Genomic DNA, 26,704 nt, shown 5'->3' with positions numbered 1-26,704 from the left:
GTGTCCTTCTACTCGAATGCCGGTGCGGCGTCGCCGGTCTCGACGTAATCACGCAGGTGATGCAGGAGAATGCCCCAGGTCGTGTTGCACTTGCGGAAGTTTCCGTGCGTGCCGGGCCACCCGGCGTGTTGAAGTTCCAGCAGGGTGCGCGCGTCGGCAGCAGCGACGGTGAACGTCGCCGTGGTGCCGACCGAGTCGCCGGGTCCGCGGGTGCAGCGCCAGACGACGCGACTCGGAGCCTCCGATGCCGTTACCTCCCAGCCGAATTCCGGATGGTCGGCGAACGAGAACACCCACTCGCTTCCGACCTCACCGGTTCCGGTGGCGGTCGGGGTGTGCCAGCCCTTGACGCCCTCCAGCGTCGTCAAGGCGGCGTACACCTTTCCGGGGGTGGCATCGATCTTGAGCTCGTGGTCGATCTCGGGCACGTTGGCTCCTAGCTCCTTGGTTTGTCGAGTTCGGGGAAGTCGTAGTCCCGCCAGCCGGGAACGTCGGCCACTTCGACGACCTGTCCGCCGTGTTCCTCCAACGCCGGCCCGCACAGGTCGCCCGCCTTCTTGACCACCGTCCCATAGGGGTAGGTGGCGTCGATCCCAATCGCCGATCCGGTGCGCTGATCGGGAGGCAGCGACTCATCGGCCGTTGGGTCCAGCGGCCCGCCGGGCAGGCTGTCCACGATGATCACGTCCCGCGCCGGCTGGATGCGGAAAGCCATCGCCCACTCGACCTGTTCCGAGTCGTGCACGTCGATGTCGGGGTCGACCACGACGACCATCTTCGGTCGCAGGTTGCTGCCCATCGCCGAGAGAATCGCGCTGCGGGCCTCGCCCGAGTATCGCGGCGCCATGGCGACGACCAAGCGAAAGTAGACGCCGCCCGACGGCGGGATCGCCACCGCCGTCACGGTCGGGAACTGCTGGCGGAACATGTCGTAGAACGAGGCCTCGAACGACAATTGCTTGAGGATGTGGTTCTCGGTGGTGGGGCGGCCGGTCAGCAGGGCCTGGAAGTACGCGCCGTTGCGATGGGTGATGGCGGTCGGCCGGACAACGGGTTTCGGTGACGCGGGCGTGTAGTAGCCGGTGTACTCGCCCAACGGCCCTTCCGCGACCGTCTGCGTGAAGTCAACCTCGAACTCGATGACAACCTCGGCGTGTGCCGGGACCGAAACGTCGTTCGTGCGGCATTTGACGAGCTCGACGGCCTCGCCGCGCATCCCACCGACGACCTCCCAGTCGTTGGTGTCCTCCGGAACCTGAATCGGGCACGAATAGGCGATCATCGGGTCGACGCCGATGACGAGCGACGCTCGAAATGTCTTGTGCCCCATGCGCCGTGCCTTGGCCTGATTCTTCGCGAACCGGTGGCTGGGGGCGGCCATCAGCGACATCGTCTTGTTGTCGATGATCTCGCACCGGTAGTGGCCGATGTCCGGAACGCCGGTCTCGGGGTCGTGGCTGACCACGAATCCCGGAGTGATGTACGGGCCGCCGTCGTCGGGGCTGTAGCGCGGGACGGGCAGAATCGACAGGTCGATGTCGTCGCCGAGGATGACGTTCTCGTGCACCGGGCCGTCGTCGACGTACTTCGGTGGAATGCGGGTATTGAGGCGCTTGACGATCTCGTCGAAGGCGTTCTCCTCGGTGCAGCCATAGGCGATTAGCGCCTTGGCGTTCGAGTTGTAGACCCCACCCACTAGAGGGAATTTGGTGCCATTCTGCTTGAACACCACGGCGGGGCCGGCGATCGATGCGCTCTTGCGCATCGCCTTGGCCACCTCGAGTTCCAGCGCTACGGGACGGTCGACGTCGATGAGCTCGCCAGCCGAGCGCAACGCGTCGAGGAACTGTCGGAAATCCTGGAACGACACAGCGTGATGCCCCATACTCTCAGCGTGAAGGTGGCCAGCAAACTGAAGATCTATCGTGCCGAATCCTTCCAGACAAGTAGCTGCTTCCGCGAGACCTTCGATGGGTGAGCCGCGCGAGGACTTCACGGCGTTCGCGCTGGACGTACACGCGGCCGATGGCGTCTCCGACGCGGCAATCCTGCTGCAGGACCGATGTGCTGCGGACGTCGACGTGCTGCTCTTCGCCGCCTTCATCGGCGCCGTGCACGGTCGAGATTTCGGCAGCCAGGAACTCACCACGGCTCTGGAACGGGTCGGGCCTTGGCAGCAGGACGTGGTTGCGCCGCTGCGCGCAATCCGCAGGCAGCTGAAAAACGGCCCACCGCCTGCGCCCACGCAGGCAACGATCGCCTTGCGCGAGAGAATCAAGCAGCTCGAACTGGACGCCGAGATGATCGAGTTGGCGGTACTCGCCGAGCTGGCCGGAGACCTCGGCGGCCCGGCAGCCGAGGTCGATCCTACCGAGCGGGCCACGGTCGCAATGACTGTCGTCATCCAGACGAGTGCGGGCCGCGAGCCGACCTCCGAGGAACACGCCGCGATCCAGCTCATCGCACGCGCAGCGGCCCAGCACGCAGGGCGGTCGTAGATGCGGCGAATCATCATCGCGATCACGGGCGCATCCGGAGCGATCTACGGCATCCGGGCGCTCGAGCTGCTCAGGGACGTCGCCGACGTCGAGACGCACGCCATCCTGACCTCGTCGGCCCACCGGACGATCGCGCACGAGACGAGCTACGGGATCGACGACGTGCGTGGCCTCGCCGATCAGCTTCATCACCCCCGCGACATCGGGGCGGCGGTGTCGTCGGGGTCGTTCCGGACGATGGGCATGCTGGTGGCACCCTGCTCGGTGAAGACGCTGAGCGGAATCGCCAACTCCTACAACGACGAACTGGTGGTCCGGGCGGCCGACGTGTGCCTGAAGGAACGTCGGCGGGTCGTGCTGATGTTGCGTGAAACTCCCTTGCACGCGGGCCACATCGATCTGATGGCCCGCGCAACGGCCAACGGCGCCATCATCATGCCGCCCGTTCCGGCGTTCTATGCGCTGCCGCAGTCGCTCGCCGACGTCGTCGATCAGACGGTGTCTCGCGCGCTCGAGTTGCTGGACGTCGTGATCCCGGGTATCAACCGGTGGAATGGAAGCTCAGTCGCCCCCGACGAGGTCTAGCTGACCCGTGGACCTCTCCCTCAGTAGGGGTGAGCTCGAACGTGCGCGCCTCGCACCGACGCTCACCGCCGGCCGGTTCGACCCGCTGGCCATCGCCGTGTTCGCCGCGCTGGTCAGCGCCGCGGGTGCGGCACGGCCGTCACTCTGGTTCGACGAAGCGGCGACCATCTCGGCGGGATCCCGCTCGCTACCGGAACTTTGGCGCCTGCTCGGAAACATCGACGCGGTGCACGGGCTGTACTACCTGCTGATGCACGGCTGGCTGTCGGTGTTCCCCGCCACCGAGTTCTGGATCCGCGTGCCCAGTTGTCTGGCGGTCGGGGCGGCCGCCGCGGGTGTCGTGGTGCTCGGCAGGCAGTTCACCGGCCGCACCGTCGCCGTCTCGGCGGGCGTCGTCTTCGCGATCCTGCCCCGAATCACCTGGGCCGGCATCGAAGCGCGGCCCTATGCGCTATCGACGGCGTGCGCGGTGTGGCTCACCGTCCTCGTCGTCGTGGCCGCGCGGCGCGACCGGCATTGGTGGTGGTTCGCGTACGTCGTGGGGCTGGTGGTCTCGACGCTGGTGAACCTCTTCGCCGTCCTGATCGTGCTTCCTCACGTCGTCGCGGTGACGCTCGCACCGGGTCGCCGCCGCGCGTTGAGGCGGTGGGCGGGTTGGACGGTGGTCGGCCTGGTGCTGCTGGCACCATTCGTGTTCTTCTGCCGCACTCAGATCGCGCAGGTCCGTTGGATCTCCCCCGTCAGTCCCGCCACGCTGCTCGAAATCGGCTACGAGCAGTACTTCGACCAGAGCGCGGCGTTCGCCGTGGCCGCTGCGGTGCTACTCGCGGCCACGGTGGCCCTTCGGCGCTTCGCGCTGCTGGACGACGGAGCCCGCTACCTCGCCGCGCTGGCGGTGACGTGGATGGTGCTGCCGACGATCGTCTTGGTCGCGTATTCGGCTGTCGCCGAACCCATTTACTACCCCCGCTACCTCTGCTACACGTCGCCCGCTGCGGCACTGCTGATCGCGCTGTGCATCAGCGCGCTCGTCCGGACACGCGAACGGGTCACCGCGGTGTTGGCCGTGCTGGCCTTGGCGGCCACGCCGAACTACGTGTTCAAGCAGCGGGGGCCATACGCCAAGGAGGGCATGGACTTCAGTCAGATAGCCGATCTCGTCACCGAACGCGCGGAGCCCGGCGACTGCCTCATCCTGGACAACACCGTGAGGTGGCTGCCCGGGCCGGTCCGGCCCCTGACCGCTGCCCGGCCAGGAGCGTACGCGAAGCTCGTCGACCCCGGCCGAGGGACGCCAGCCGTGCAGCGGAACCGGTTGTGGGACGCGCACATCGCGATCTGGGCGGTGGCCGACAAGGTGCAGCGGTGCACCGTGTTGTGGACCGTTTCCGACCGTGACCCGACCCTGGGGTCGCACGACGCGGGACTCGGGCTGGACCCAGGCCTACGGATGCGCAGCGCACCTGCGTATCAGGTTCCGGAGCGGCTCGGGTTTCACGTCGTGGAGCGCTGGCAGTTCAACTTCGCCCAAGTGACCAAGTCGACGCGGTGAGGCTCAGGTCGTGCGCTTGCCGCCGAAGTACAGTTCCTGCGTTGCGGTGCATACCAATTCGCCGGTCCGGTTGTACATCGTCGCGGTCGCCAACCCCCGGCCGCTGATCCCGCTAGGCGACATCTGATCCGACAACACCCAATCGTTCAGGGCGACGGGACGGTGAAACCACAGCGCGTGGTCGATCAGCGCCGAGAACGTGCCGACCGGAGTGGTCCCCCGCATGGCGATCGCCGCCTCGAGCATCGTGGTGCCGGACAGATAGGTGAGCAGGCAGCTGTGCAGCACGGGGTCGTCAGGCACGGGTTCGGTTGCCCGCCACCACATTCGCATCCGCGGCGACGGGGGCGTGCGCTCGACGGCCAGGCGCGGTGGCGGGTCGACATAGCGGAGTTCGAACGGCTGCTTCCGCACCCAGTGGCCGTCGAGTTCGTCGGCGTAGTCGCGCAACTGGTCCTCGACGGGTAACAGCGTCTCGGGGTCGGGAACCTCGGGCATCGCGATCTGGTGCTCGTCGTCGACGACGTCGGTGCTGAACGACGCCAGTGCTTCCAACAGCACGTCGCCCTGTTGGCGAGCGGTGACCCTCCTGGTCGACAACGTGCCGCCATCACGGGCACGTTCGACGTGGAACTCGACCGGCAAGCGCGCATCCCCCGCCCGCAGGTAGTACACGTGCGCGCTGTGCGGAGTGCGCCCCGGGGCGGTGCGGCTGGCCGCCATCAGTGACTGCGCAGCGATGTGGCCGCCCACGATGTGGTGGTGGACGTAGTCCAGCTGGGCTGCGACGAAGTGGCCGTCGTCGATCTCGTCGACGTGTAGCGACTCGACGACGTCGCGCAGCGTGAGTGGGCGGAAGATCACCCCGGCATCATGCCGCAGCGGGTCAGCGCTCCAGGACCGAGATCGTATTGGCCGTGAAGTTGACCACCCAGGCGGTGTGCGTGGACGGATCCGCGGCGACCGTCAGCGGGCCTGCGCCGACGGCGACGGTGTCGGTGACGACGCTTGCCTGCGAGTCGATCACCGACACCGAACCGCTACCGGAGTTGGTGACGTACACGGTGTGGGCAGCGTCATCGACGGTCGCCGCGGACGGTTGGTCCCCGACCGCGATCGTCTTCACGACGGTTCGGTGTTCGAGATCGATCACCGACACCGAGTCGTCGTCCTCGTTGGGCACGAAGGCGGTCCGAGTGGACGGGTCGATGGCGACGTCGCCCGGCTTCCGGCCCACTGGAATCGTTCCGATGACCGCCGCCTTCGCCGGATCGACGACCGAGACTCCGCCGTCGCCGTGGTTCGCGACGTAGAGCAGATGGGTTGCGGGATCGACACCCATCTTCGCCGGCGAAGCGCCGACCTTGATCGTGGCGGAGACGGTGCGCGACGTCGAGTCGATCACCGACACCGAGCCGTCTCCCACGTTCGCGACGTAGACCGTGTGGGTGTCGGGGTCGACCTCGATGCCGAGCGGATCCGCGCCGACCTCGATGACCCCGGTGGTCGCGCCCGACGGGATGTCGACGACGGAAACCGAATTCCCAATCGTCACGTACGCGGTCTGAGTGGTCGAGTCCACGGCCACCCCGGCAGGTGAAGGGCCGACGTTGATTGCGGCGATACGCCTTTCGGCGTCCAGCACGTACAGCGAGCCGTCGTCGCGACTCGTCACGTACGCCCGGTGGGTGGAGGGATCCGTCGCAACGTCGGGCATCGGGCCGACGCCGACCTCGAACGTCGTAGCGACCTCCGGTGGTCCGAGCGACGGTTCGCCCGACGCAGTCCCGGAGGCAGTCACGGCAACGACGACCACGCCGACCGCAAGGCCCACTGTGCGTGCGGCGTTCCCGTACATGGCATCCCCCGTCGACGCAGTTGGCTCGTCGCCGACAGTGTGGCATTGGGACGTCGCGGGACGCCGGAGCTTTGGGCAATATCCGTCGGGACCGACCGCCGCCGCCGAGCGTGATTTACGATCCAGGAATGAAGCGGGCTCTCGTGGTTTTCGGGGTGGCCTCGACCATCTCGCTGGGTGGCATCGCGGGCGCAAGTGGCGCGCAGGCAGAGCCGGCGCCGCCCGGCACGCTGTGCTCCTTCGACCTGTCACCCCCACAGGTGGTGCAGGTCTCCGGCGCGGACATGGTCACCGCGACGCTGACACCCGCCGGTTGCGCTGGCGCCTTCCGGCCCTATATCAGCATGGTGTGCGTCCAGGGCGCCGACTCGGCGCCGCAGTGCACGCAAGCCCGCGAGACGGACACCGCTCAGGTGTATACGCCCTACCGGCCAGGTGCGACGTACACCTCGTCGGGCAGGGGGCTGGGCACCCTGTTCAACGACATGACCGAGCCGAACTGGCAGCTCGTTGGGCCGTACACCGCAGTCCTGTAGCACTTCCACACGAGCGAGTGACGGGATTCGAACCCGTGTAAACGGCTTTGCAGGCCGGTGCCTAGCCACTCAGCCACACCCGCATGAAGCACCCACGATGCCAGCGCTTCGGTGACCACGCCACGGTTCGAATCGCGCTGATCCCTACTCTTGGGGCACCCCGGCCGCCACACTCCCCTGCGGCCACCCCGCCGGCGAGTCCTCCCACGGTTCCTGACGTCCGTACGGCGTCAGGTCGAGGAATGGATAGCCCACCGATGTGTGATCGAGGCCGCGGGCATAGGCCGAGTAGGTATGAAAGACCTCGTCTCCGCGCCGAAGGAAGACGCTGGCGCCCGGCCAGTCGCCGCGCAGCTCGTCGTCTTTCCACCCGTCCGCGTGCAACTCGTCGAGAGTCTTGTAGTTGAACTCGATCGGGGCGCGAGCCGGATCGAGGGTGACGTGGTAGTCGTAGGTGAAGTCGTTGTCGCGCGACGAGTACCACGGAAACGTCCAGCCGTGCTCATCGCGGTAGCGGGCGATGCTCGGGTACGGGGCGCGCGACACGCACGCGAACGTCACGCCCTTGGCCGTGAGCAACGCACGATCCCGCTCGGTGAACGTCGTGTCGGCCGCCGCGGTGCAACTCGGGCAACCCCTATCGACGGCGTCGATCCACATGAAGTGGTGAACGTAGAGCTGCGTTCTGCCTTCGAACATGTCGACCAGCCCGAGCTCACCGTCCGGACCTTCGAACCGGTAGTCCTTGTCCACCTTCACCATTGGCAACCGACGACGTTCGGCGTTCACGGCGTCCCGCAAGTGGGTGACCTCACGTTCGCGGGCCAGCAGCTTTCGACGCTGAGCGAGCCAGTCCTCCCGGCTCGCGACGTCCGGGTATGCGTTCGGGGTGGTGGGCATGTTGGTCCTTCTGTCGGTTTCAATTGCAGGTGTTGTAGGTATTGACCGCCCCGCCGACCAAGACTCATCGCGAAACACCGCGGGCGCGCTAACTTGTCCCCATGCAGGAGTGGCTGGCGGATCCACCGTTCTTCGGCGGCCGGGGTCAGGGCGCCCGGCAGATCATCGAACTCTTCGCGGCGTTCGCGCTGACGGCATTGATCGGCTTGGAGCGCGAGATCCAAGGCAAGAGCGCCGGACTGCGCACCCAGACCATCGTCGGCACGGCGGCTGCGCTCATCCTGCTCGTCAGCAAGTACGGGTTTCAGGACGTGCTCGTCGCGGACCTCGTCGTCGTCGATCCGTCCCGCGTCGCGGCCCAAATCGTCTCGGGCATCGGCTTTCTCGGCGCGGGCATCATCATCTTCCGCCGCGGGTCCGTGCACGGGTTGACCACGGCTGCCGCGGTGTGGGAGTCCGCCGGGATCGGCATGGCCGCGGGCGCGGGCCTGCTGCTGCTGGCCTGCACGGTGACCGCCATGCACTTCCTCATCGTGCTGGGCTTCATGCCGCTGGCGAAGCGGCTGGCCGCGCGGTTGAGCGGGTCGATCCGCGTCCACCTCACCTACGAGGAAGGCCGCGGAGTCATGACGACCGTGCTGCAGGCCTGCGACCGCAGGAACTGGCAGCTCGCCGAGCTCGAATCGGAGCCGACGGGCGGCGTGTTGCTGACGCTGTCCGGGAACGGGGTGCTGAGCGCGCCGACGGTGCTTGCCGGCATCGACGGCGTGACCGCGATCCGCCAACTCGACGAGGACCCCGAGTAAGCGGAGTCATCCACCCGCGAGGCCCGCGAGTGCCAATCCGATCACCACCTCCGCGTAGCGTTCACGAGTCCAACCGTCGTCCGCGAGTTGGATCCAGAGGGGCACCGACACGAGCACCCAGAGTTCGTCGGCGAACACCTTCGACCTGCGCTGGTCCTCCAAACATCGCCCGGCTACCGCGTCGCACACACGACGGAGATTGCGCATCCGCTCGTCCCAAGCGGCTTGAAGATCGGTATCGGCGTGCTTGGTTGCCAGAACCCCTCGCGCGACGCCCGCGAACCTGGGCACGTAACTGGCCCACCACCCAAAGAGCTTCTCGACGGTCTCCTCGGCGGTCGGCGCACTCAGGATCTCACGCACGGCGGCCTCCGCACCTTCGACCTCGTCGATACGGGCGAGCAGCGCCGTGAGTAGTCCGGCCCGCGAGCCGAAGTGTCGGTAGACAGCCATTCTTGAATAGCCGGAGGCCGCAGCGACCGACGCCATACTCACCTGGCTCGGCTGATTTCTCTCGAGCAATTCGCGACCAGCATCGAGGATTGCGGGAACCGAGGGGGCATCAGACTGCACGTTACATAGTGTAACGTGCAGAGCATGACGGACGGAGCAGCGAGCGGCATCGCGCGGCGAGCGATGACCGCGGTCGAGCACGGTGCGCGTGACGAATGGATCGGACTGTTCAGCAGCAGCGCGACCTTGGAGGATCCGGTCGATGGCACCGCCAGGCGGGCAGGCACCGTCGCAATCGCGGAGTTCTGGGACACCGGCATCGCGATGTTCGAGACTGTTCGATTTGACGTTCACCGTATTCACGAGGCGCCAGGCGAGGCCCTCGTGCTCGCAGACGTGTCGGTGAGCGCTCCAGGCGGCGCAGCAGCACGGTACGACGCAGCCATTCACTATCGGATCGACGACGACGGCGGGATCTCATCGCTCCGAGCGTTCTGGGATCTTCCGGCCATGCTGGCGCAGCTCGCTGGTGAATGACCTGTCCGTAGTGGCTCCCGACTAGCTGTGTTGGACACTGGGGCGTGACCCTCGGACTGATCTGCGCCATCCCCCAAGAACTCGCCCATCTGCGCGCGGTCCTGCACGACACCCAAACCGAGGAGCTGGCCCACACCCAATTCATCACCGGCACGCTCGACGGCCATGACGTCGTGCTGGCTGGGTCCGGGATGGGGAAGGTCAACGCCGCGCTCGTCACCACGGTCCTGGCCGACCGGTTCGGTTGCCGCGCAATCGTTTTCTCCGGAGTAGCGGGCGGCCTCGACCCGGCCCTCGCCATCGGCGACATCGTGGTGGCAGACCTCGTCATTCAGCACGACGCGGGTGTGCTCGAGGGTGAGCGGGTGCGGACATATCAGCCGGGCTACGTGCCGATGGTCAACCCCACCGATCGACTCGGCTACCCGGTTGACCCCGAACTGCTCGCCCGCGTCAAGGAGCGTCTCGAGGGAGTCTCGGTGCCTGGTCAGCTCGTCTTCGGCACGGTGCTGACGGGCGATCAGTACTTGAATTGCGACACCACCCGCGATCGACTGCTCCACGAGCTCGGCGGCCGCGCGGTCGAGATGGAAGGCGGTGCCGTCGCGCAGGTGTGCGAGGCGTTCGGGCTCCCGTGGCTCGTCATCCGCGCGCTGTCCGACCTCGCCGGCGGGACAGCGCTATTCGACTTCACTACCTTCGTCGATCAAGCGGCCGCGTCCTCGGCAGCGATTCTGCGGCGCCTGCTGCCCGTGTTATAGATCGGTCCGGCGGGTGCTTCGCACCGACGCCACCACGCCCAGCGCGGCGAGCACCGCGAAGGACGCGAACGCCCAGCGCGCGGCTGTCGCGTCACCCCGATCCGTCATGTTGACGATGACGCCGGCCAACCCTGCGCCGAATGCTCCGCAGATCAACTGCACGGTGTTGATCGCCGCAGCGGCCCGGCTTCCCTCGCTCGGGTCGTCGACGCAGCCCATCGCCCACGCCGAAAGGTGAGGCCAGGCCATGCCGACACCCGTGCCGGTGATCAGCAACGCCAGCACCCACACCGCGATCACGCCGATCGACGCATCCTCGACCTGACTGACCGCGGCCAACGTCAGGCCTGCCGCCATGACGAGCGGCGCCACCGCGACGATCGTCGTGATCACCCGCGGTCTCGTCATCGACGCGCTGGTGATCTCCCCCACCGTCCAGCCGACCGCCAACGCCACGCCGAGGAAGCCCGCCGCGACGGGTACCAGATGCGCGAGCCGCTGACCAAAGAACGGCACGTACATGTCGACCATGGTGGCGGCCATCAGCAAGCCGAGCGTCAGGTAGATCCACTTCAGCGGGCCGGGCCGAAATGCCGTGGCCGGCAACACCGCCGCCTTCGTCCGTCGATCGACGACGATGAAGGTCGCGACGAGCACCGCTCCCGCGCCGAGCAGCGCTGCCGTCCAGATCCAGCTGCTCGGGATGCCTGCCACGCTGACGACCAGGGCCGCCGAGCCCAACAGGAGCAGCGACCACACCGGAATCCTGTCTCGCGGAGGCCGCTCGCCGTCGGCACGCGCAGGCAACGCGAACGGTACCAACGCGGCCATCGCCACCGCGAAGATGGCCAGCACACCGAACGCCCAACGCCACGAACCGAATTGGGCGAACAGCCCGCCCGCCGCGGGCCCGAGCAGAGTGCCGACGCCCCACATCGCCGAGACGAGGGCCGACGCCTTCGTCCAGAGTGACTGCGGGAGCGCCGAATTGATGACCGCGTAGCCGAGGCCCGCCAGCACGCCTCCGCCCGCGCCCTGCACCGCGCGACCGACCAAGAGGAGTTCCATGGTGGGTGCGAACGCGGCGAACAGACTGCCGGCTCCGAACACCCCGAGGGCGAACAGGTACGACCACCGCGGCCCGAACCGCGACAAGGTCGCGCTCACGGTGGTGGCCGCGACGACCGACGCGACGAGGTAGACCGTCGTCACCCACGCATAGAGCCGCTGACCGCCGATCTCGGCGACCGCGCTGGGCAACAAGCTGATGGTGAGGAACTCGTTGGTGGCGTACAGCGCGACGCCGCCGGCGAGCACCGTTGAGGCGCCTAGGTACTTCGGCCCCAGCAGCTCGCGCCAGCCGCCAGCGGTCGTTGTTTCAGTCGACGTCACACGGCCCACGTTACGAACTCAACCATGGTTGAGCTCAAGTGTTTACTTCAGCCCCGCGGCATCCATGCCGCGCAGTTCCTTCTTGAGGTCGGCGATCTCGTCGCGGATGCGGGCCGCGAGCTCGAACTGAAGATCCCGGGCGGCGGCCATCATCTGGGCGGTCAGGTCCTTGATCAGATCCGCCAGTTCGGCCCTCGGCATGTTCGCGGTGTCGCGCCCCTCGTAGATGCCCGCACTGACGGCCCGGCCCGGCTCGCCCTGTGCTCGTCGTCCCCGCGATGCGTTGCGGCCCGACCCGCCGATCTCGATGGTCTCGGTGTCGTCGGCTTCCCGATACACCTGGTCGAGGATGTCGGCGATCTTCTTGCGCAACGGTTGTGGATCGAGCCCGTGTTCGGTGTTGTACGCGACCTGCTTGGAACGGCGGCGATCGGTCTCCTCGATGGCCTGCTGCATCGAGTCGGTGATCTTGTCGGCGTACATGTGCACCTCACCCGACACGTTCCGGGCCGCCCGACCGATGGTCTGGATCAAACTGCGTGCCGAGCGCAGGAACCCCTCCTTGTCGGCATCGAGGATCGACACCAGCGACACCTCGGGCAGGTCGAGGCCCTCGCGGAGCAGGTTGATGCCGACGAGCACGTCGTACTCCCCCAGCCGCAGCTGCCTCAGCAGCTCGACACGACGCAGGGTGTCGACCTCGGAGTGCAGGTAGCGCACCCGGATACCCGTCTCGAGCAGGTAATCGGTCAGATCTTCTGCCATCTTCTTGGTCAGCGTGGTGACCAGCACGCGCTCGTCGGCCGCAGTGCGCTTGCGGATCTCGCCGATCAGGTCGTCGATCTGACCCTTCGTCGGTTTGACCACGATCTGCGGATCGACCAGGCCCGTGGGCCTGATGACCTGCTCGACGAACTCGCCGCCCGACTGGCTGAGCTCGTACGGCCCCGGAGTAGCCGACAGATAGACGGTCTGGCCGATCCGGTTTGCGAACTCCTCCCAGGTCAGCGGACGGTTGTCGACCGCAGAAGGTAGCCGGAAGCCGAAGTCCACCAGGTTGCGCTTGCGCGACATGTCGCCCTCGTACATGCCACCAATCTGCGGCACCGTGACATGCGACTCGTCGATCACCATCAGGAAGTCTTCTGGGAAGTAGTCGATGAGCGTTGCAGGCGCGGTGCCGGGTCCGCGGCCGTCGATGTGCCGCGAGTAGTTCTCGATGCCCGAGCAGAACCCGACCTGCCGCATCATCTCGACGTCGTAATTGGTCCGCATGCGCAGCCGCTGGGCCTCCAGCAGCTTGCCCTGCCCCTCGAGCTCGGCCAGCCGGGCTTCCAATTCCGCTTCGATGGTCGAAATCGCGTGTGCCATGCGTTCGGGGCCCGCAACGTAGTGGGTGGCCGGGAAGACCCGCAGCGAGTCGACCTTGCGTACGACGTCGCCAGTCAAGGGGTGCATGTAGTACAGCGCCTCGATCTCGTCGCCGAAGTACTCGATGCGCACGGCGAGTTCCTCGTACGACGGAATGATCTCCACGGTGTCACCGCGCACCCGGAACGACCCGCGGGTGAAGGCCACGTCGTTGCGGTTGTACTGCACGTCGACGAGCAGCCGCAGAAGGCCGTCACGCGGCACCTCGTCGCCGACCTTGAGCTCCACCGACCGATCGAGGTAGGACTGCGGAGTACCAAGGCCGTAGATGCACGACACCGACGCCACCACCACGACGTCCCGACGGGACAGCAGGCTCGAGGTGGCCGAGTGACGCAACCGCTCGACGTCGTCGTTGATCGAGCTGTCCTTCTCGATGTAGGTATCGGTCTGCGCGATGTACGCCTCGGGTTGGTAGTAGTCGTAGTACGACACGAAGTATTCAACGGCGTTGTGCGGCAACATCTCCCGCAGTTCATTCGCCAGCTGTGCGGCCAACGTCTTGTTCGGCGCCATCACCAACGTGGGGCGTTGCAGCTTCTCGATGAGCCACGCCGTGGTGGCCGACTTGCCGGTACCGGTGGCACCGAGCAGCACCACGTCCCGTTCGCCCGCGTTGATCCGCTTCTCGAGATCGGCGATGGCGGCGGGCTGATCGCCGGCCGGCTCGAACTCGCTGACCACCTCAAACTTGCCGCCTGCCCGCACGATGTCGTCGACGGGACGATGCTCCGAGTGCGCCAGGACGGGGTGCTCTGTCGCGAAGGCCATGATGTCCAGGTTAAGCGCGCACTACGACAAGTTCATTCCGTCCGTCGGTGCAGCACGCTAAGTTGACGCCGTGCCTGGACCCCTTCGGATCTTGCTTCGCCTCTTGGGACTCGCGCTTGTGGTGCTGGGCGTGGCATGCCTGGTGTCGATTTTCTGGCCGGGCGCAGGTCAGGTGGCCGAGGCGATGGGTGTCGCATGCGCCGACAGCCGACGCGGCCCGTCGCATCAATGCTCGGCGTTCGATGCGGCAGACGTGCTGTGGACCGGCTTCTGGATGTCGTCGATCGCCGGACTGGTGCTCCTCGTGCTCTGCAGGCCCGCAGGCAAGGGCCCGGTGACGATCGATCTCGGGCGCTTCCTGCGATGACGGCGGAACGCATACATCCCCCCAAACACGAGACTTTCGACGTCGCGGCCTGCACGAACACCGATCCCAAGGGCATCGTGCGGGCCGTCGACGTCTACTCCGAACGGCCGTGGGGGTTGTACATGGCCCGGCCGACGCCCGGGCGCGACCAGTTCCACTACCTGGAGTCGTGGCTGCTGCCAGCGCTGGGGCTGCGGGTGTCGGTATTCCACTTCAATCCCGGTCACGAGCGCGATCAGGACTACTACCTCGACGTGGGCCGATTCACGCAGGCCGGACAGGTGTGGACGTCGGAGGATCACTACCTCGACCTCGTCGTACGCACCGGCCGCGACGTCCAGCTGACGGACGCCGACGAACTGTTCACCGCGGTGCAGCAGGGGCTGCTGGCGCCGGAACTCGGCGAGCAAGCCGTGCAGACGGCGGTACGCGTGGTCGACGGCCTCGCACGCCACGACTACCACCTGGAACATTGGTTAGCTGACCTCGAAATGGTCCTCACCTGGCACGGAGCGTAATGTCTTCCAACATGAGCTCAACCAAGCGCGGATGGATCGTGGCCACGGTGGCCGCGATCGTGCTCTCCAGCGCACAGTTCGTCCCGACGGTCGCGCTTGCCGACCCCGAGGTCCCGCCCCCGCCGCCGGCCTCCGACGTCCCGGCCGTGCCGGAGGCCCCCCTGGCCGATCGCGACTTCGGACCCGGGCCGCACAACATCACGTACAGGGCCCGCGTCGACGGCGTTTCACGCGGCGCGACGATCTCGTACACCATCGCCGACGACCAGGTGAACACGGCGAATCCGACGATGATCCCGGGCCGCATATTCGAAGCGACGGGCGTGGTGTCCGACCCGCTCAAGGCCGGCATGCAGGTGTCCATTCAGTGGCCGTACTCGGCCAGCCTGCACTGCGAGATCCTCATCGACGACCAGATCATCGCGCAAGCCGACCAGTTCGTCGCTCCGCGGCTGACCCCGCAACGCAACGATCCCGGCTACGGCGTGCTCAGCTGCGGAACGGTGACCAACTTCCCCACCGGGAACACCGCGCCGATCGATGCGCCGCCACCAGTCGAGGAGCTCGCACCACCGCCACCCGGCGAGGAGCCGGCACCGCCGGTCACCTGACGCTATCGAGTAGCGCTCGCGTCGATCACCCGCTCGTGGGTGATCGTCACCGGGCCCGGGTCGACGTCCGTCGGCGGGGATATCGACAACACGACCGCCAACCCGATGCCGGCCAGCACCGCGGCCCCCAGGTGACGCAGGACGGCGAAGTCCTCAGATCGTTCGCTTGCCATGTACTTCTCCTCCGTGATCGCGGCTCGCGTCGAGCGCTTCACTGGTAGGAGGAAGTTCGCCGGGCATTCCCGACACTTTTTTGCGGGACGTTTCTAGAGGATGGGCCCGGCCGGTGGGGTCGTGGTCGTCGTGGCGGGCTCGAAGGTCTGGGTCGGCGGCTTCGGGATCACCCGCGTGGGGGTGACCTTGGTCGACGGTTCGTCGGCGGGGGTCGACTCCTCGGTAACCTCCGGCTCCGGTTCCTCCTCGCGCTGGGTCGGCGACCGTGGGACGGTCGATGGTGCAGTGGTCGTGACGTCGCGGCGTTGCGGGAGCCGGCGCTCGGTGGTCGTGACCGGTTCCGTGGTCGACGGCGGCGGGGGTGGAGCCGCTATCGACGTCGGTGTCGTCGCAATGGTCGTCGGCGTGGTGGTCGGTGCGGGTGCCGGGATGAAGCCAGCGGGCGGGCGCGAGACGGTCGTGGTGGTGGTCTCCGTGTCGCGCAGGTCCGCCGGAACCACCGGCGTCGAGCTTCCCTGGCGGGTCAGGACCCACACCACGATGGCTATCAGCGCCAGCCCGGCAACCACCGCCGCCGTGACGGCCCACTGGCGTCGAGAACCCGCGGCGGAGCCGGCGCCTGACCCCGAAGGCGTTGTCCCAGAAGGCAGTTCGACCGCTTCGAGCGTGCGCTCGCGCAGCCATCCCGGTGCGGGGACGAGCAACGGAGACGCGCCGAGCAGAGCCGCGGGGGTGACGCGGAGCCTGCGTTCCTCGTCGCAGATCGGGCACGATTCGATGTGGCGGGCCACGCGCTTGCGCATCAGCACGGTGAACGTGCCGTCCCACCCTTCGAGCACGGCGGCGAGCTCGGGGCAGGCGTCTGGATCGGCCTTGGCGCGCCGGCACACAAGCAGCGCGCCCAGCGAGCGTTCGACGGTGTCGCGCAGCCGCTGCACCATCTTGGTGGCCGCGCTCGGGCTCACCTCAAGCGCCTCGGCGAGTTCGGGTCCGTCCATGCCGTGGTGATAGGCCAGCTGCAGGACGGCGCGGTCTCGGTCGGACAGTCCGCCCGCGGCCTCGGCGATCAATTCGGCGAGTTCGGTTCGCGCGGCCAGGACTTCGGGTCCGGCCTCGGTCGAAGCCATGTCGGGTACCTCGTCTGAAAGTAGTTCGCGACGGCGATCCCGGATGCGACGCAGCGCCTCATTGCGGGTGACGGAGTACAGCCAGGGCCGTAGCTTGTCGGGCTCGCGCAGTTCGGTCAGCTTCGTCGCAGCGGTGCAGAAGGCGTCCTGGACGCAGTCCGCCGCAGCGTCGCGATCGCGCAACATGCCGACGCAGAAGTCGTGCAGCTTGTCCGCGTAGCGGTCGTAGATCAGCGCAAATGCGCCGCGGTCCCCCGACGTTGCCGCGACCGCCAGCTCGGCGTCGGTCGCGTCCGGCCCGATCCGCTCAGCGTGTCGCGCAGCAGTCATGGCACTCTCCCCTGTCACGGCTGATGGTAGTGCTGACACTGGCCATGAACAGCCGTTCTGCTGGTCCGTCGATGCCCCGTGGCCATTGGAACTCCCTTCCCGCGGTGGCCCAGCTCGGGCCGCGCTTCATGGGTAGGAGCAACGAGTCGCCGCCAAGCGGACACTTTTCTCGTCACGGCTCTTCGAGGCGGTCCAACGTGCGCTCGCGCAACCACGCCGGTGCGGCGCGGAACGGCGTCAGGCAGGCGAGGGATACGTCCGCGATGGCGCGCAGCCGCCGCACCCGGACCTCGGCACGACTGATGCCGAATACGTCGGCAAGTTCGCGTTCATCGAGACCGTGGCGCATGGCGACGTCGAATGCGACCTCGTCACCGTCCGGTCTCACGTGGGGCTCCTCGCCGTGGGTGGCGGGCCGGGGCTCGGACCACCTTCACAGGTAGGAGCGCAACCGCCCTACGTACCGGACACTTTCGCGTTCAGGGGCGCCAACCGGTGGCGTCGGCCCATTTCCACGCCCGTCGGTAGGCGTCGACGAACCACGGCTCCTTGGCGTCGGCGTAGTCCAGCTCCGTCACTGCGCGCCTCTTGACTGCGAGGTACTCGTCACGGGCAGCCATGTCGGCTGTCAACCAGTCGCGGAACAGCAGCGCGAACTGTTGATTGGGCCAGCCGTCGACCCGAACGTGCACGTGGGTGAGTCTCCCCGGATCGGCTGAGCCGTGATATCGCTTGCGCCACAACGCCGTATCGTCGACATGGTCGAATGCAGGATTCGTGCTGCGGCTGTCCGGCTTGGCAATGTCGGCCGTGATGAGCTCCCTGCGGGGGTACCCGGCATTCAGCAGGTTGTCGGCTAGCTCGTCGGCCACGTCCAGCGACGGCACCGTCACTTGGACATCGATGACGTCCTTGGCGTCGAACCCAGGCACCGCCGTGGACCCGATGTGGTCGACCCGCAACGCTCGATGCCCGCAGGCCGTCTGCAGTCGTGCAACGATCCGGTCTGCCTGATCGGGCCACGTCGGGTCAGCCGGCACCAGCCGCTTCGCCGAGTGCACCACCTGACGACTCCGCAGGTTGTGGGCGAACGGCAGCACGCGGTCGTGCCAGAGCGCGCGGGCTTGTCGCTCGAGATCGTCGGCGCTGCCGTGGTTCTCCAGCCAGACGTCGGCGACGAGCTTGCGCTGCTCCACCGTCGCCTGGGCGGCGATGCGGGCCCTGGCGTCGGCCTCGCTGAAGCCGCGGTGCTCGATGAGTCGGGCCACCCGCACCTCCTCGTCGGCGTGCACGATGATCACCAGCGGGAACATCGGCGCCATCTGAGATTCGACCAGCAGCGGAATGTCCTCGACGATCACGGCGTCGTCCGGAGCGGCCGCGATGAGCTCCTCACGGCGTTTGCCCACCAACGGATGCACGATGCCATTCAGGGTTTTGCGTGCGTCTTCATCACTGAACGCCACCGCCGCCAACGCGGGGCGGTTGAGCGCGCCGTCGGGCAGCAGGATGTCGGAGCCGAACGCCTCGACGAGGGCGGCCAGCCCTTCGGTGCCGGGTTCTACGACCTCTCGGGAGATGACGTCGCCATCGACGACGATGCCGCCGCACTCGCTGAACGTGGCCGATACCGTCGACTTGCCCGCGCCGATCCCGCCGGTCAATCCAATCCGCAGCACGCGCCCAGTCTTTCAGTACGCCTCAACGACGAACTCCCCGGCTCGATGAGCCGGGGAGTCCTGTCGTGCTGTATGCGACTACGCGCTGCCTGCGAGCTTCTCGCGAAGCGCTGCGAGCTGCGCGTCGCTGGCCAGCGTGCCGCCGGAGGGCTCACCCGAGCTGGACGACGAAGACGACGACGCACCGTTGGAAGCGGGCCTGCTGGCCGCCTCGGCGTCGGCCGCCGCGAACTTCTCCATCTGCGCGGTGTGCATCTTGTGCCGGCGCTCGGCCTCGGCGTACCGGGCCTCCCACTCGTCACGCTGCTTCTCGAAGCCCTCGAGCCACTCGTTCGTCTCGGAGTCGAAGCCCTCCGGGAAGATGTAGTTGCCCGCCTCGTCGTAGCTGTCGGCCATGCCGTACTTCGACGGGTCGAACTCCTCGGTGTAGTCCTCGTTGGCCTGCTTGAGGCTCAGCGAGATCCGGCGCCGATCGAGGTCGATGTCGATGACCTTGACCATCGCGTCGTCGCCGACCTGGACCACCTGGTCCGGGACCTCGACGTGGCGCTCGGAGAGCTCCGAGATGTGCACCAGACCCTCGATGCCCTCTTCCACGCGAACGAACGCGCCGAACGGCACCAGCTTGGTGACCTTGCCCGGCACGATCTGACCGATCGCGTGGGTGCGGGCGAAGTGGCGCCACGGATCTTCCTGAGTGGCCTTGAGCGACAACGAAACCCGCTCGCGGTCCATGTCGACGTCGAGCACCTCGACGGTGACCTCGTCGCCGACGTTGACGACCTCGGACGGGTGGTCGATGTGCTTCCACGACAGCTCGGACACGTGCACCAGGCCGTCGACGCCGCCAAGATCGACGAACGCGCCGAAGTTGACGATCGAGGACACGACGCCCTTGCGGACGGCGCCCTTGGTGAGCTGGTTGAGGAACTCGCTGCGCACCTCGGACTGGGTCTGCTCCAGCCAGGCGCGGCGGCTCAGCACCACGTTGTTGCGGTTCTTGTCGAGCTCGATGATCTTGGCCTCGATCTCCTTGCCGATGTACGGCTGAAGATCGCGGACACGACGCATCTCGACCAGCGACGCGGGCAGGAAGCCGCGCAGGCCGATGTCGAGGATCAGGCCGCCCTTGACGACCTCGATGACGGTGCCCTTGACGGCCTCGTCCTTTTCCTTGAGCTCTTCGATGGTGCCCCAAGCCCGCTCGTACTGAGCGCGCTTCTTGGACAGGATGAGGCGGCCTTCCTTGTCCTCCTTGGTGAGGACAAGCGCTTCGACCTCGTCGCCGACGGACACAACCTCTGAGGGGTCGACGTCGTGCTTGATCGAGAGTTCGCGGGAAGGAATGACGCCTTCGGTCTTGTAACCGATGTCGAGTAGGACTTCGTCGCGGTCAACCTTGACGATGGTCCCTTCGACGATGTCGCCATCGTTGAAGTACTTGATGGTCTTGTCGATGGCGGCGAGGAAATCCTCCGCGGAGCCGATGTCGTTGAGGGCTACTTGCGGAGAGGTGGCGACGGGACTTGGCATGTGGTGGGTTGCTCCGGACAGGTTTTATCGTAGGGACAGTTGTTGTTGGCTTCGGCGCTGAGCACCGATGTCGTACATCGCACCCGCGATTGAGCACAGACGAGTACTCGTTGAGACTACTAGACTGGGTACACGCTGGACAAACCGGTCCCGCTGGGGCCGATGTGGCGAAGCTCAGGCGGAACTTCCTGAGTCGAGCGCCACGGAGAAACCGATGTACAGGACGATGACGACAACGCCCGCAATCGCACCCCACAGCGCGAATTTCTTGGCGTTCTCCGCTGCTACTCGCGCCTCGTCATAGCGGCCCTGCCCCCACAGTTGATTCACCTTACTGGCGTTCACGATCGCAACGATGCCCAGCGGCAAGCAGCACAGCACGGTCGTGATGATCGCCAAGACCAGATTGTTGTCCGGGGCTCGGCCCACAGCGGGCACAACGGGTTGCGGCCGATCGGGCATGAGTCCTGACGGGGGTCGAACGGTGTTCGGCTCCTTCGGCGTCGGGTCACCCGTCGGCTGGCCGGGGCCGCCAGGATTCGCCGGGGCGTTCGACGGAGGAGCCTGCGGCTGAGTCCCCCCATTCGACTCGTGAGTGGTCCACTTCGACCCGTCCCAGTAGCGATGTGTTGCCTTTCGCCATGGGTCGGGGTACCAGTTCGCGGGCCTCGATGGTTCGTGAGATGGCCTTGGAACCGGAGGTTTGCCCGGCCCCTCGGCGAGCGCCCTGTCGATGTCCTCGGCGACCATGTTCGTGATGTCGGGTCGCCGTCGCATCACAAGAATCAGATTGCGAATGTCGTGGCGGACCGATTCGTCCGTTTCGTCGCGCCACGCCTGGCGGAGGCGCAGCAGTACATAGCTTTGCTCCTGATGCGGGATGTCCGCGGCGCCCCGGATCGTCGCGCTGAGGTCGATGAGATAGGCGTAGGGAATCGGCGGCGGATCAGGCAGGGGGTCGGGGACTGGCTGGTGCTGAGCCGCGCAGTCTCGCAGCGCGTTCATCAACGCGAACGCATTCTTCGCCGTCGGATCTCGGTAGTCGATCAGCTGTTTGATGAAGATCGGGTCCAACCGGTAGGTGTCGACCTCGCCGATCTGAACGGGCAGGATCGGCAATTTCAGCGCTCGCGCGTAGTCGATCTCCAACTGGCAAGGTTCAGAGTCCAGAACATTCTGGGAGAGCGCGACGATGAAGACCTCGCACTCGCGAATCTTGCGCAGGATGGTGTCCCACCACTCCTCGCCACCGTGCAGGTCCTTGTCGAGAAAGACGTCGTGGCCGGCGCCGTCGAGATGATCGACGAACGTCATCACTGGCTCTACATCACGCCTGCTGTAGGACACGAAGAGTGTCACCGCTGCACCACCCCCACGCGGTCATGATGGCTCAGTCAACCCACGCGCGCAGGCTACTTCGCAGGATCGCCACCGCTTACTCTTCTCTGGTGCAATACCCCGCCACGCCGCAGCCGCCGCAGCACCCGCAGGCGTTCGTCCCGCCGCTGTCAAGACGCATCCGCAAAGTTGGTGCGCCGCTTGGCGTAATCATCGCGCTCGGCACCATCGCCGGACTGATCGTGCTGCTGTTCACCGCGCTCAATCCCGTTGGTGCGGTGATCGGGATCGTGCTGGCGACGACGGCTCTGGTCGTCGTCGTGTTGGCCTTCGTGTGGCTGGACCGGTGGGAACCCGAGCCGCCGCGGCTGCTCATCCTCGCGTTCCTGTGGGGCGCCTCGGTGTCCGTCGTGTTCTCCGTGGGCCTCGAGCTGGTGTTCGAGGCCCTGGTGCCAGCCGACGCCAACACGGCGAGCGCCGCGACCGTCGCGTTGGGCGCGCCGCTGGTCGAAGAGGCGCTCAAGGGATCGTTCCTGCTGCTCATGCTGACCGGTCGGCGGCGCAACGAACTGAACTCGCTGACGGACTGCCTCGTCTACGCGGGCATCACCGCGATCGGCTTCGCGTGGGTCGAGAACATCATGTACATCGCGCAGGGCGAGACGCTCGCCGAATCGTTGCTCACCGCGGGCCTGCGGCTGATCATGGGACCGTTCGCCCACCCGCTGTTCACTCTGGCGACCGGCATCGGCGTCTACTTCGCCCTGAACCGACGCAACGTGCTCGCCAAGATCGGTTGCGTCCTGCTCGGGTACGCCGGCGCGGTGCTGCTGCACGCGATGTGGAACGGCTCGTCGCTGGTGAGTATCGAGGCGTACTTCCTGGTGTACGTGTTCTGGATGGTGCCGGTGTTCGGGCTGGCCGTCTGGCTGGCGATCGCCAGCCGACGCAGGGAGCAGCGAATCACCGCGGCCAAGCTGCCTGGCATGGTCGCCGCCAACCTGGTCACGGCGAACGAAGCGACCTGGCTGGGCTCGATCAAGACGCGCAAGGTCGCGATCGCCGAGGTGACCCGACTCGGCGGGAAGTCCGCCGCCAAGGGTGTGAAGGACTTCGCCGCCCAGGTGGTCGAACTGGCCTTCGTGCGTGATCGCATCGACCGCGGGTTCGGCGACGCGCGCGTAGTCGCGTTGCAGAACGAAGAGGCCTACTGGGTGCTCGCGGCCCGCGCCCAGGCCCCAGCGCTGCAGTCCCTCGCCGCGTACCGCGCCAGGCCGTAGCCCACCGAGACCTCAAGCGGCACGTCCAGCTGGCTAGCCCATCCGGACGCGAGTGCCGACGATGCCGTCGGCCTCGAGCTGCGCGATCTCGGCGTCGGACACGCCCAGCTCGGATAGCAACTCGATGTTGTGCTCGCCAAGCAGCGGCGCGTGCCGATGGAGAAACGCGTGGGGCCCGCCGGAAAATCTCACCGGGAAGGTGCTGTGTCGGATCGGGCCGGCCACTGGGTGGTCGACGGTCTCGAAGAAGCCGCGGGCCTGGAGTTGCTCGAGCTCGGTCTGACGGTGCCCCAGCATCACCTTTCCGATGGGAACCCCTGCGGGCCAGAGTGTTTCGACGATCTCTGCCGCGCTGCGCTTGGCGCACCACGCTGCCAGCGCGTCGTCGATCTCGTCGTGTGCAACCCGCCGGCCCGCAGCGGTAAGCAACTGCGAATCGCTTGCCCAACCTGGGTCACCCAGTGCCTTTCGAAGTGCCAACCACTGCTCGTTCGTGGCGATGGCGATGGCGACCCAACAGTCGGACCGTCCGAACTCGTTGGTGTCTGCAGTCAGGTAAAGGTTCTGCGGCGCCGCGGCCGGCCCGCGGTTGCCCATCCGCTCGAGCAGGTTTCCGTACGCGGAGTACTCGATCACCTGCTCCGCCGCGAAGTTGAGCGCGCCGCCGATCATGGGCGCCTCCACCAACATTCCCTCACCGGTCTTGCGACGATGAGAGAGCGCGAGCAAGAACGCAACTGCGGCGTGGAAGCCCGCGCCAGGGTCGCAAACGGAGTATGGCTCCTGAGGCGTGTCGTCGGGATAGCCCGTGAGCCACGTCATCCCCGAGGCGTCCTCGATGGTCGGGGCCATGGCAGGCAGGTCACGCCACGGGCCGTCCAGGCCGTACCCGGGCATGCGCACCATGATCACGTCGGGTCGGGCCTTGCGCACCTCCTCGTAGCCGAGGCCCACGTTCTCCATCACGCGGGTGCTGTAGTTCTCGACCACCGCGTCGCAGCTGGCGATCATGCGCAGAGCCAGCTCGCGCCCTTGCTCGGACTGCAGGTCGAGTGTGAGGTCCTTCTTGTTGGTGTTGCCACCGTAAAAGGCCGGTACCAAGTCCCACCAACCGTCGTCAGTCAGAGGCTTGGCACTGAAGAACCGGAAGCCGTCGGGGCGTGTGATCGACTCGACGTGGATGACCTCGGCACCGAGCATGGCAAGGACGTGTGTGCAGATCGGGCCAGCGATGAACCCGGTCATGTCGAGTACTCGCAGCCCCGACAACGGCAGCGCCGCCGCGACCGCCGCGGCCGCCGGAGCCGCCCGGGGCGCTCGCACTCGCGCCCGGTGGACATCGGTTTGCTCGCCGAGCCGCGGCGCGGCCCCGACCGCTCGTGGCGTGAGTCCGTGTAGCCGGAACGGAGGCGCCGGCTGGATGAACCCGCCACGTGGATTGGGGAGGTAGGACCCCCTGGCGACGATGTGATCCAACTGAGGAAGCGTGGCGCCCGTTCCCACCGGCGCGTTGGGAATCCGGAAGGCGGTGGCCAGCTCGCGGATCTCGTCGGTCGTGCGTGCAAGCGTCCACTCCCGGATCCGCGGTACCAGCTCGGCGGCACGGTCTGAGCGCGTCTGCACGGAGAAGAGGGACTCGTCCTCGGTCCACTCGGGGCGGTCGACCATCACGCAGAAGTCGAGCCAGTGCTGGCCGGTCCCACACATCAGGCCGACCCAGCCGTCCTTGGTCTCCTCCACGCCAGGAATGTTGAGGGCGCGCTCGATTCGCCACGGTCGTCCGAGGCCCTCGAAGATCGTGACCGGGTAGGACGTCAGCGAGAGCGCGGCGGACTCCAGCATCGAGACGTCGAGCAGCTCGCCCCGTCCTGTCTCCAGCCACCGCAACCGAGACGCCAGCGTGCTCAGCGCCGCGCACAATCCGGCGACCCACTCCACCGGGCGACCACCGACGGCCACCGGCGCGCGATCGGGCCGCCCGCGTGGGGAAATACCGCCGGACCAGGCCTGCAGCGTGAAGTCGGTGGCAGCACGATCGCTCCAGGGCCCTTCGAGACCGAAGGGCGTGATCGCGGTCACGATGGCGTGGGGAGCGAGCTGACGCAGCGCGGCTGGTGACAGCGCGTCGTGGTCTGCCACCGCCGATCCGGGCGACCAGACCACGGCGTCGGCCGCGCGAACGAGGTCTCGTGCAAACGCGAGCCCCTCGGCGCACGCGGGATCGGCCACCACACTTTGCTTCGAGCACGCCAGGAACTGGAACAGCGCGCCGTCGTCGTCGGCGGGGATGACGGTGCCGGATGCCGACCATCGTCGCAGCTCGTCACCGTGGGGTGATTCGACCTTGACGACGTCGGCGCCGCCATCGACCAATAGCTTCGTGCAGTAGCCCCCGGGGATCCCGCTCGAGAGATCTACGACGGTGAATCCTTCGAGAGGCAACCCGTCGGTCATCGAGACCAACGCGTCTCCGGGCGCCCGCCGCCGAGCCAGCGCTCCAGTACGTCGTCGGTGTCGGCCCCGAGCCTCGGCGCGCCCGGCCCGTCGAACCCCAGCCGGACCTCGTCGTCCATGTTGCGCACGGGCTCGGCGATCCAGGGCAGGCCTGTCTCTGCCGAAGTGCCGACCAGTTGGCGCGCCGCGAGGTGCGGGTGGGCCACGACGTCGGCCGGCGTAAGGATGTGGCAGCCCGTGACGCCCCACGCCGCGAACCGCGCGAGCCACTCCGATGCGGGGGCCGACGCCACGATGGAGGCCAACTCCTTGCGTAGTCGTTCGCCCTCCGGCGAGTCAGTACCTTCGTAGAAGTCATCGGCCCGGAACGACCCGATGAGGTCCTCCCGGCCGACGTTCGTGCAGAAGATCGCCCAGAACTTCTGCTCGAGCAAGAGGAGCGCGACCAGCCCGCCGTCGCTCGCCTCGTAGATGCTGTGGCCGGGGCCGTGCTTGCCGGCGAGCCCGTTGGGGTCGTGGCCCGCCAGCATCGGGTAGAGCACCCACCGCTGCGCCTCGACGCCGGCGTCCCAGCACGAGACGTCGAGCCAGGCGCCCTGACCGGTCGCCTTGGCGTGCAAGACGGCGGTCGACGTGGCTAGCGCCCCGTGCAACGCACCCAACTCGAGCGCCCACGCGTAGTCACTGGCGAAGACGTGTTGGCCGTCGACCTTGGTGACCGCGGCGCAACCGGCGAGCGACTCGATGTTCATTCCGTGCGCGGGGAGCTGCGCGAGTGGTCCGTCCTGCCCGAAGCCCGTGAGGGAGCAGATGACCAAGTCGGGCCGCTGTTCTCGCAGGGTCGCCCAATTGATGCCCAGCTTCGCCAGCGCACCGGGGCGGTAGCTCTCGACGATGGCATCTGCGACGGACGCCAGCTCAAGGAACGTGTCGCGATCACCTTCCGCCCGCAGGTCGAGCACCACGCTCTTCTTGCCCCGGTTGGCGGCCTCGTAGATGAGGCTGTGTCCGTCCTCGTGCGGCGGAAAGGTACGGACCGAGTCGCCGCTCGGCGCTTCGACCTTGACGACCTCCGCCCCGAGGTGGCCCAGCTTGCGCGTGAGCAGCGGGCCGGACAACAAGCTGGCCAGCTCGAGCACGCGGACACCCGCCAGCGGCGCCCAAGGTCCAGCCGACCTAGGTGTCCGCACCTACACCCATCAGCGGGAACAGG

Annotated in this window: 27 protein-coding genes and 1 tRNA gene; 11 read left to right on the top strand and 17 right to left on the bottom strand. The window is 67.1% G+C overall.

The genetic code is table 11. The features are described from left to right. Nucleotides 1-8: 8 nt before the first annotated feature. Together SLQ33_RS13325 and SLQ33_RS13320 are read right to left on the bottom strand one after the other, a co-directional pair. A complete protein-coding gene (locus tag SLQ33_RS13325) occupies nt 9-428 on the bottom strand; it encodes an SRPBCC family protein (protein WP_319454302.1) in 420 nt (139 codons plus the stop codon). Between the two features lie 8 nt (nt 429-436). Beyond that, nucleotides 437-1,885, bottom strand: a complete 1,449-nt coding sequence (locus tag SLQ33_RS13320; protein WP_319454301.1) for a UbiD family decarboxylase — start codon at nt 1,883-1,885, stop codon at nt 437-439. Between the two features lie 85 nt (nt 1,886-1,970). On the opposite strand from SLQ33_RS13320, the gene SLQ33_RS13315 reads away from it, so the two are divergent. The 3 genes from SLQ33_RS13315 to SLQ33_RS13305 are packed head-to-tail and all read left to right on the top strand — an operon-like array spanning nt 1,971 to nt 4,635. Continuing rightward, entirely contained in the window at nt 1,971-2,498 is a 528-nt protein-coding gene (locus tag SLQ33_RS13315; RefSeq protein WP_319454300.1) for a TIGR02444 family protein, read from the top strand. Further along, a complete protein-coding gene (locus SLQ33_RS13310) occupies nt 2,499-3,083 on the top strand; it encodes a UbiX family flavin prenyltransferase (RefSeq protein ID WP_319454299.1) in 585 nt (194 codons plus the stop codon). Between the two features lie 7 nt (nt 3,084-3,090). Continuing rightward, nucleotides 3,091-4,635 carry a glycosyltransferase family 39 protein gene (locus SLQ33_RS13305; protein ID WP_319454298.1) on the top strand — a complete coding sequence of 515 codons (1,545 nt, stop codon included), beginning with the start codon at nt 3,091-3,093 and terminating at the stop codon, nt 4,633-4,635. A 3-nt stretch (nt 4,636-4,638) separates the two neighbouring features. Here SLQ33_RS13305 and SLQ33_RS13300 read toward each other — a convergent pair whose 3' ends face one another. Together SLQ33_RS13300 and SLQ33_RS13295 are read right to left on the bottom strand one after the other, a co-directional pair. Further along, a complete protein-coding gene (locus tag SLQ33_RS13300; RefSeq protein WP_319454297.1) occupies nt 4,639-5,499 on the bottom strand; it encodes an acyl-CoA thioesterase in 861 nt (286 codons plus the stop codon). Nucleotides 5,500-5,521: 22 nt separating this feature from the next. Further along, complete coding sequence (locus SLQ33_RS13295; RefSeq protein ID WP_319454296.1) at nt 5,522-6,493, bottom strand: YncE family protein; 972 nt, start codon at nt 6,491-6,493, stop codon at nt 5,522-5,524. Nucleotides 6,494-6,621: 128 nt separating this feature from the next. On the opposite strand from SLQ33_RS13295, the gene SLQ33_RS13290 reads away from it, so the two are divergent. Continuing rightward, nucleotides 6,622-7,029: a hypothetical protein gene (locus SLQ33_RS13290; protein WP_319454295.1), complete on the top strand. Its 408-nt coding sequence runs from the start codon at nt 6,622-6,624 to the stop codon at nt 7,027-7,029. A gap of 12 nt (nt 7,030-7,041) precedes the next feature. Here SLQ33_RS13290 and SLQ33_RS13285 read toward each other — a convergent pair. Next, nucleotides 7,042-7,112: transfer RNA gene (locus tag SLQ33_RS13285), tRNA-Cys, on the bottom strand. Nucleotides 7,113-7,173: 61 nt separating this feature from the next. Beyond that, entirely contained in the window at nt 7,174-7,929 is a 756-nt protein-coding gene (locus SLQ33_RS13280) for a DUF899 domain-containing protein (RefSeq protein WP_319454294.1), read from the bottom strand. A 101-nt stretch (nt 7,930-8,030) separates the two neighbouring features. On the opposite strand from SLQ33_RS13280, the gene SLQ33_RS13275 reads away from it, so the two are divergent. Next, the gene (locus SLQ33_RS13275) at nt 8,031-8,735 is read left to right on the top strand and encodes an MgtC/SapB family protein (RefSeq protein ID WP_319454293.1); all 705 of its coding nucleotides are present in this window, start codon (nt 8,031-8,033) and stop codon (nt 8,733-8,735) included. A 6-nt stretch (nt 8,736-8,741) separates the two neighbouring features. Here SLQ33_RS13275 and SLQ33_RS13270 read toward each other — a convergent pair whose 3' ends face one another. Next, complete coding sequence (locus SLQ33_RS13270; protein ID WP_319454292.1) at nt 8,742-9,308, bottom strand: TetR/AcrR family transcriptional regulator; 567 nt, start codon at nt 9,306-9,308, stop codon at nt 8,742-8,744. Nucleotides 9,309-9,332: 24 nt separating this feature from the next. On the opposite strand from SLQ33_RS13270, the gene SLQ33_RS13265 reads away from it, so the two are divergent. Together SLQ33_RS13265 and SLQ33_RS13260 are read left to right on the top strand one after the other, a co-directional pair. Next, nucleotides 9,333-9,725, top strand: coding sequence for a nuclear transport factor 2 family protein (locus SLQ33_RS13265; protein ID WP_319454291.1), 393 nt, complete (start codon nt 9,333-9,335; stop codon nt 9,723-9,725). 44 nt (nt 9,726-9,769) lie between these two features. After that, nucleotides 9,770-10,486, top strand: a complete 717-nt coding sequence (locus SLQ33_RS13260) for a 5'-methylthioadenosine/adenosylhomocysteine nucleosidase (RefSeq protein ID WP_319454290.1) — start codon at nt 9,770-9,772, stop codon at nt 10,484-10,486. On the opposite strand, the gene SLQ33_RS13255 is transcribed toward SLQ33_RS13260, so the two are convergent. Continuing rightward, the gene (locus tag SLQ33_RS13255; protein WP_319454289.1) at nt 10,481-11,878 is read right to left on the bottom strand and encodes an MFS transporter; all 1,398 of its coding nucleotides are present in this window, start codon (nt 11,876-11,878) and stop codon (nt 10,481-10,483) included. The genes SLQ33_RS13260 and SLQ33_RS13255 overlap by 6 nt on opposite strands. A gap of 42 nt (nt 11,879-11,920) precedes the next feature. Beyond that, nucleotides 11,921-14,080, bottom strand: a complete 2,160-nt coding sequence (gene uvrB, locus SLQ33_RS13250; RefSeq protein ID WP_319454288.1) for an excinuclease ABC subunit UvrB — start codon at nt 14,078-14,080, stop codon at nt 11,921-11,923. A gap of 70 nt (nt 14,081-14,150) precedes the next feature. Between uvrB and SLQ33_RS13245 the strand changes: the two genes are divergently transcribed. The 3 genes from SLQ33_RS13245 to SLQ33_RS13235 are packed head-to-tail and all read left to right on the top strand — an operon-like array spanning nt 14,151 to nt 15,576. After that, the gene (locus SLQ33_RS13245; RefSeq protein WP_319454287.1) at nt 14,151-14,447 is read left to right on the top strand and encodes a hypothetical protein; all 297 of its coding nucleotides are present in this window, start codon (nt 14,151-14,153) and stop codon (nt 14,445-14,447) included. An 11-nt stretch (nt 14,448-14,458) separates the two neighbouring features. Then, nucleotides 14,459-14,965 (top strand): DUF402 domain-containing protein, encoded by a 507-nt coding sequence (locus SLQ33_RS13240; RefSeq protein WP_319454374.1) that lies wholly within the window; start codon nt 14,459-14,461, stop codon nt 14,963-14,965. An 11-nt stretch (nt 14,966-14,976) separates the two neighbouring features. Continuing rightward, nucleotides 14,977-15,576 carry a hypothetical protein gene (locus tag SLQ33_RS13235; protein WP_319454286.1) on the top strand — a complete coding sequence of 200 codons (600 nt, stop codon included), beginning with the start codon at nt 14,977-14,979 and terminating at the stop codon, nt 15,574-15,576. 2 nt (nt 15,577-15,578) lie between these two features. Here SLQ33_RS13235 and SLQ33_RS13230 read toward each other — a convergent pair whose 3' ends face one another. The 6 genes from SLQ33_RS13230 to SLQ33_RS13205 all read right to left on the bottom strand — a co-directional run bounded on the left by SLQ33_RS13230 (nt 15,579) and on the right by SLQ33_RS13205 (nt 21,778). Continuing rightward, on the bottom strand, nt 15,579-15,749 hold the full coding sequence (locus SLQ33_RS13230; RefSeq protein WP_319454285.1) for a hypothetical protein: 171 nt from the start codon (nt 15,747-15,749) through the stop codon (nt 15,579-15,581). Nucleotides 15,750-15,842: 93 nt separating this feature from the next. Further along, entirely contained in the window at nt 15,843-17,207 is a 1,365-nt protein-coding gene (locus tag SLQ33_RS13225) for a sigma-70 family RNA polymerase sigma factor (RefSeq protein ID WP_319454284.1), read from the bottom strand. Between the two features lie 172 nt (nt 17,208-17,379). Continuing rightward, the gene (locus tag SLQ33_RS13220; RefSeq protein WP_319454283.1) at nt 17,380-17,595 is read right to left on the bottom strand and encodes a hypothetical protein; all 216 of its coding nucleotides are present in this window, start codon (nt 17,593-17,595) and stop codon (nt 17,380-17,382) included. A 91-nt stretch (nt 17,596-17,686) separates the two neighbouring features. Beyond that, on the bottom strand, nt 17,687-18,886 hold the full coding sequence (gene coaE, locus SLQ33_RS13215) for a dephospho-CoA kinase (RefSeq protein ID WP_319454282.1): 1,200 nt from the start codon (nt 18,884-18,886) through the stop codon (nt 17,687-17,689). Nucleotides 18,887-18,964: 78 nt separating this feature from the next. Further along, the gene (rpsA, locus tag SLQ33_RS13210; RefSeq protein ID WP_319454281.1) at nt 18,965-20,419 is read right to left on the bottom strand and encodes a 30S ribosomal protein S1; all 1,455 of its coding nucleotides are present in this window, start codon (nt 20,417-20,419) and stop codon (nt 18,965-18,967) included. 174 nt (nt 20,420-20,593) lie between these two features. Further along, entirely contained in the window at nt 20,594-21,778 is a 1,185-nt protein-coding gene (locus SLQ33_RS13205) for a CD225/dispanin family protein (RefSeq protein ID WP_319454280.1), read from the bottom strand. A gap of 26 nt (nt 21,779-21,804) precedes the next feature. Here SLQ33_RS13205 and SLQ33_RS13200 point away from each other — a divergent pair, with 26 nt between their 5' ends. After that, nucleotides 21,805-23,037, top strand: a complete 1,233-nt coding sequence (locus SLQ33_RS13200) for a PrsW family intramembrane metalloprotease (protein ID WP_319454279.1) — start codon at nt 21,805-21,807, stop codon at nt 23,035-23,037. A 33-nt stretch (nt 23,038-23,070) separates the two neighbouring features. On the opposite strand, the gene SLQ33_RS13195 is transcribed toward SLQ33_RS13200, so the two are convergent. Beyond that, the gene (locus SLQ33_RS13195; RefSeq protein ID WP_319454278.1) at nt 23,071-25,491 is read right to left on the bottom strand and encodes a CoA transferase; all 2,421 of its coding nucleotides are present in this window, start codon (nt 25,489-25,491) and stop codon (nt 23,071-23,073) included. Then, the gene (locus tag SLQ33_RS13190) at nt 25,488-26,681 is read right to left on the bottom strand and encodes a CaiB/BaiF CoA-transferase family protein (protein WP_319454277.1); all 1,194 of its coding nucleotides are present in this window, start codon (nt 26,679-26,681) and stop codon (nt 25,488-25,490) included. Before SLQ33_RS13190 ends, SLQ33_RS13195 begins: the two co-directional genes overlap by 4 nt. Nucleotides 26,682-26,704: the final 23 nt, after the last annotated feature.

The organism is Mycobacterium sp. RTGN6, assembly GCF_033804605.1.
Classification (GTDB): Bacteria; Actinomycetota; Actinomycetes; order Mycobacteriales; family Mycobacteriaceae; genus Mycobacterium.
This window is presented reverse-complemented; position numbering and strand designations above follow the sequence as displayed.

Coding starts and splice junctions, on each gene's coding strand:
- SLQ33_RS13320 (WP_319454301.1), bottom strand. CDS start 1,885: ATGGGGCATCACGCTGTGTCGTTCCAGGATTTCCGACAGTTCCTCGAC.
- SLQ33_RS13315 (WP_319454300.1), top strand. CDS start 1,971: ATGGGTGAGCCGCGCGAGGACTTCACGGCGTTCGCGCTGGACGTACAC.
- SLQ33_RS13310 (WP_319454299.1), top strand. CDS start 2,499: ATGCGGCGAATCATCATCGCGATCACGGGCGCATCCGGAGCGATCTAC.
- SLQ33_RS13295 (WP_319454296.1), bottom strand. CDS start 6,493: ATGTACGGGAACGCCGCACGCACAGTGGGCCTTGCGGTCGGCGTGGTC.
- SLQ33_RS13290 (WP_319454295.1), top strand. CDS start 6,622: ATGAAGCGGGCTCTCGTGGTTTTCGGGGTGGCCTCGACCATCTCGCTG.
- SLQ33_RS13280 (WP_319454294.1), bottom strand. CDS start 7,929: ATGCCCACCACCCCGAACGCATACCCGGACGTCGCGAGCCGGGAGGAC.
- SLQ33_RS13275 (WP_319454293.1), top strand. CDS start 8,031: ATGCAGGAGTGGCTGGCGGATCCACCGTTCTTCGGCGGCCGGGGTCAG.
- SLQ33_RS13265 (WP_319454291.1), top strand. CDS start 9,333: ATGACGGACGGAGCAGCGAGCGGCATCGCGCGGCGAGCGATGACCGCG.
- uvrB (WP_319454288.1), bottom strand. CDS start 14,080: ATGGCCTTCGCGACAGAGCACCCCGTCCTGGCGCACTCGGAGCATCGT.
- SLQ33_RS13235 (WP_319454286.1), top strand. CDS start 14,977: ATGAGCTCAACCAAGCGCGGATGGATCGTGGCCACGGTGGCCGCGATC.
- SLQ33_RS13230 (WP_319454285.1), bottom strand. CDS start 15,749: ATGGCAAGCGAACGATCTGAGGACTTCGCCGTCCTGCGTCACCTGGGG.
- SLQ33_RS13225 (WP_319454284.1), bottom strand. CDS start 17,207: ATGACTGCTGCGCGACACGCTGAGCGGATCGGGCCGGACGCGACCGAC.
- rpsA (WP_319454281.1), bottom strand. CDS start 20,419: ATGCCAAGTCCCGTCGCCACCTCTCCGCAAGTAGCCCTCAACGACATC.
- SLQ33_RS13200 (WP_319454279.1), top strand. CDS start 21,805: ATGGCTCAGTCAACCCACGCGCGCAGGCTACTTCGCAGGATCGCCACC.
- SLQ33_RS13195 (WP_319454278.1), bottom strand. CDS start 25,491: ATGACCGACGGGTTGCCTCTCGAAGGATTCACCGTCGTAGATCTCTCG.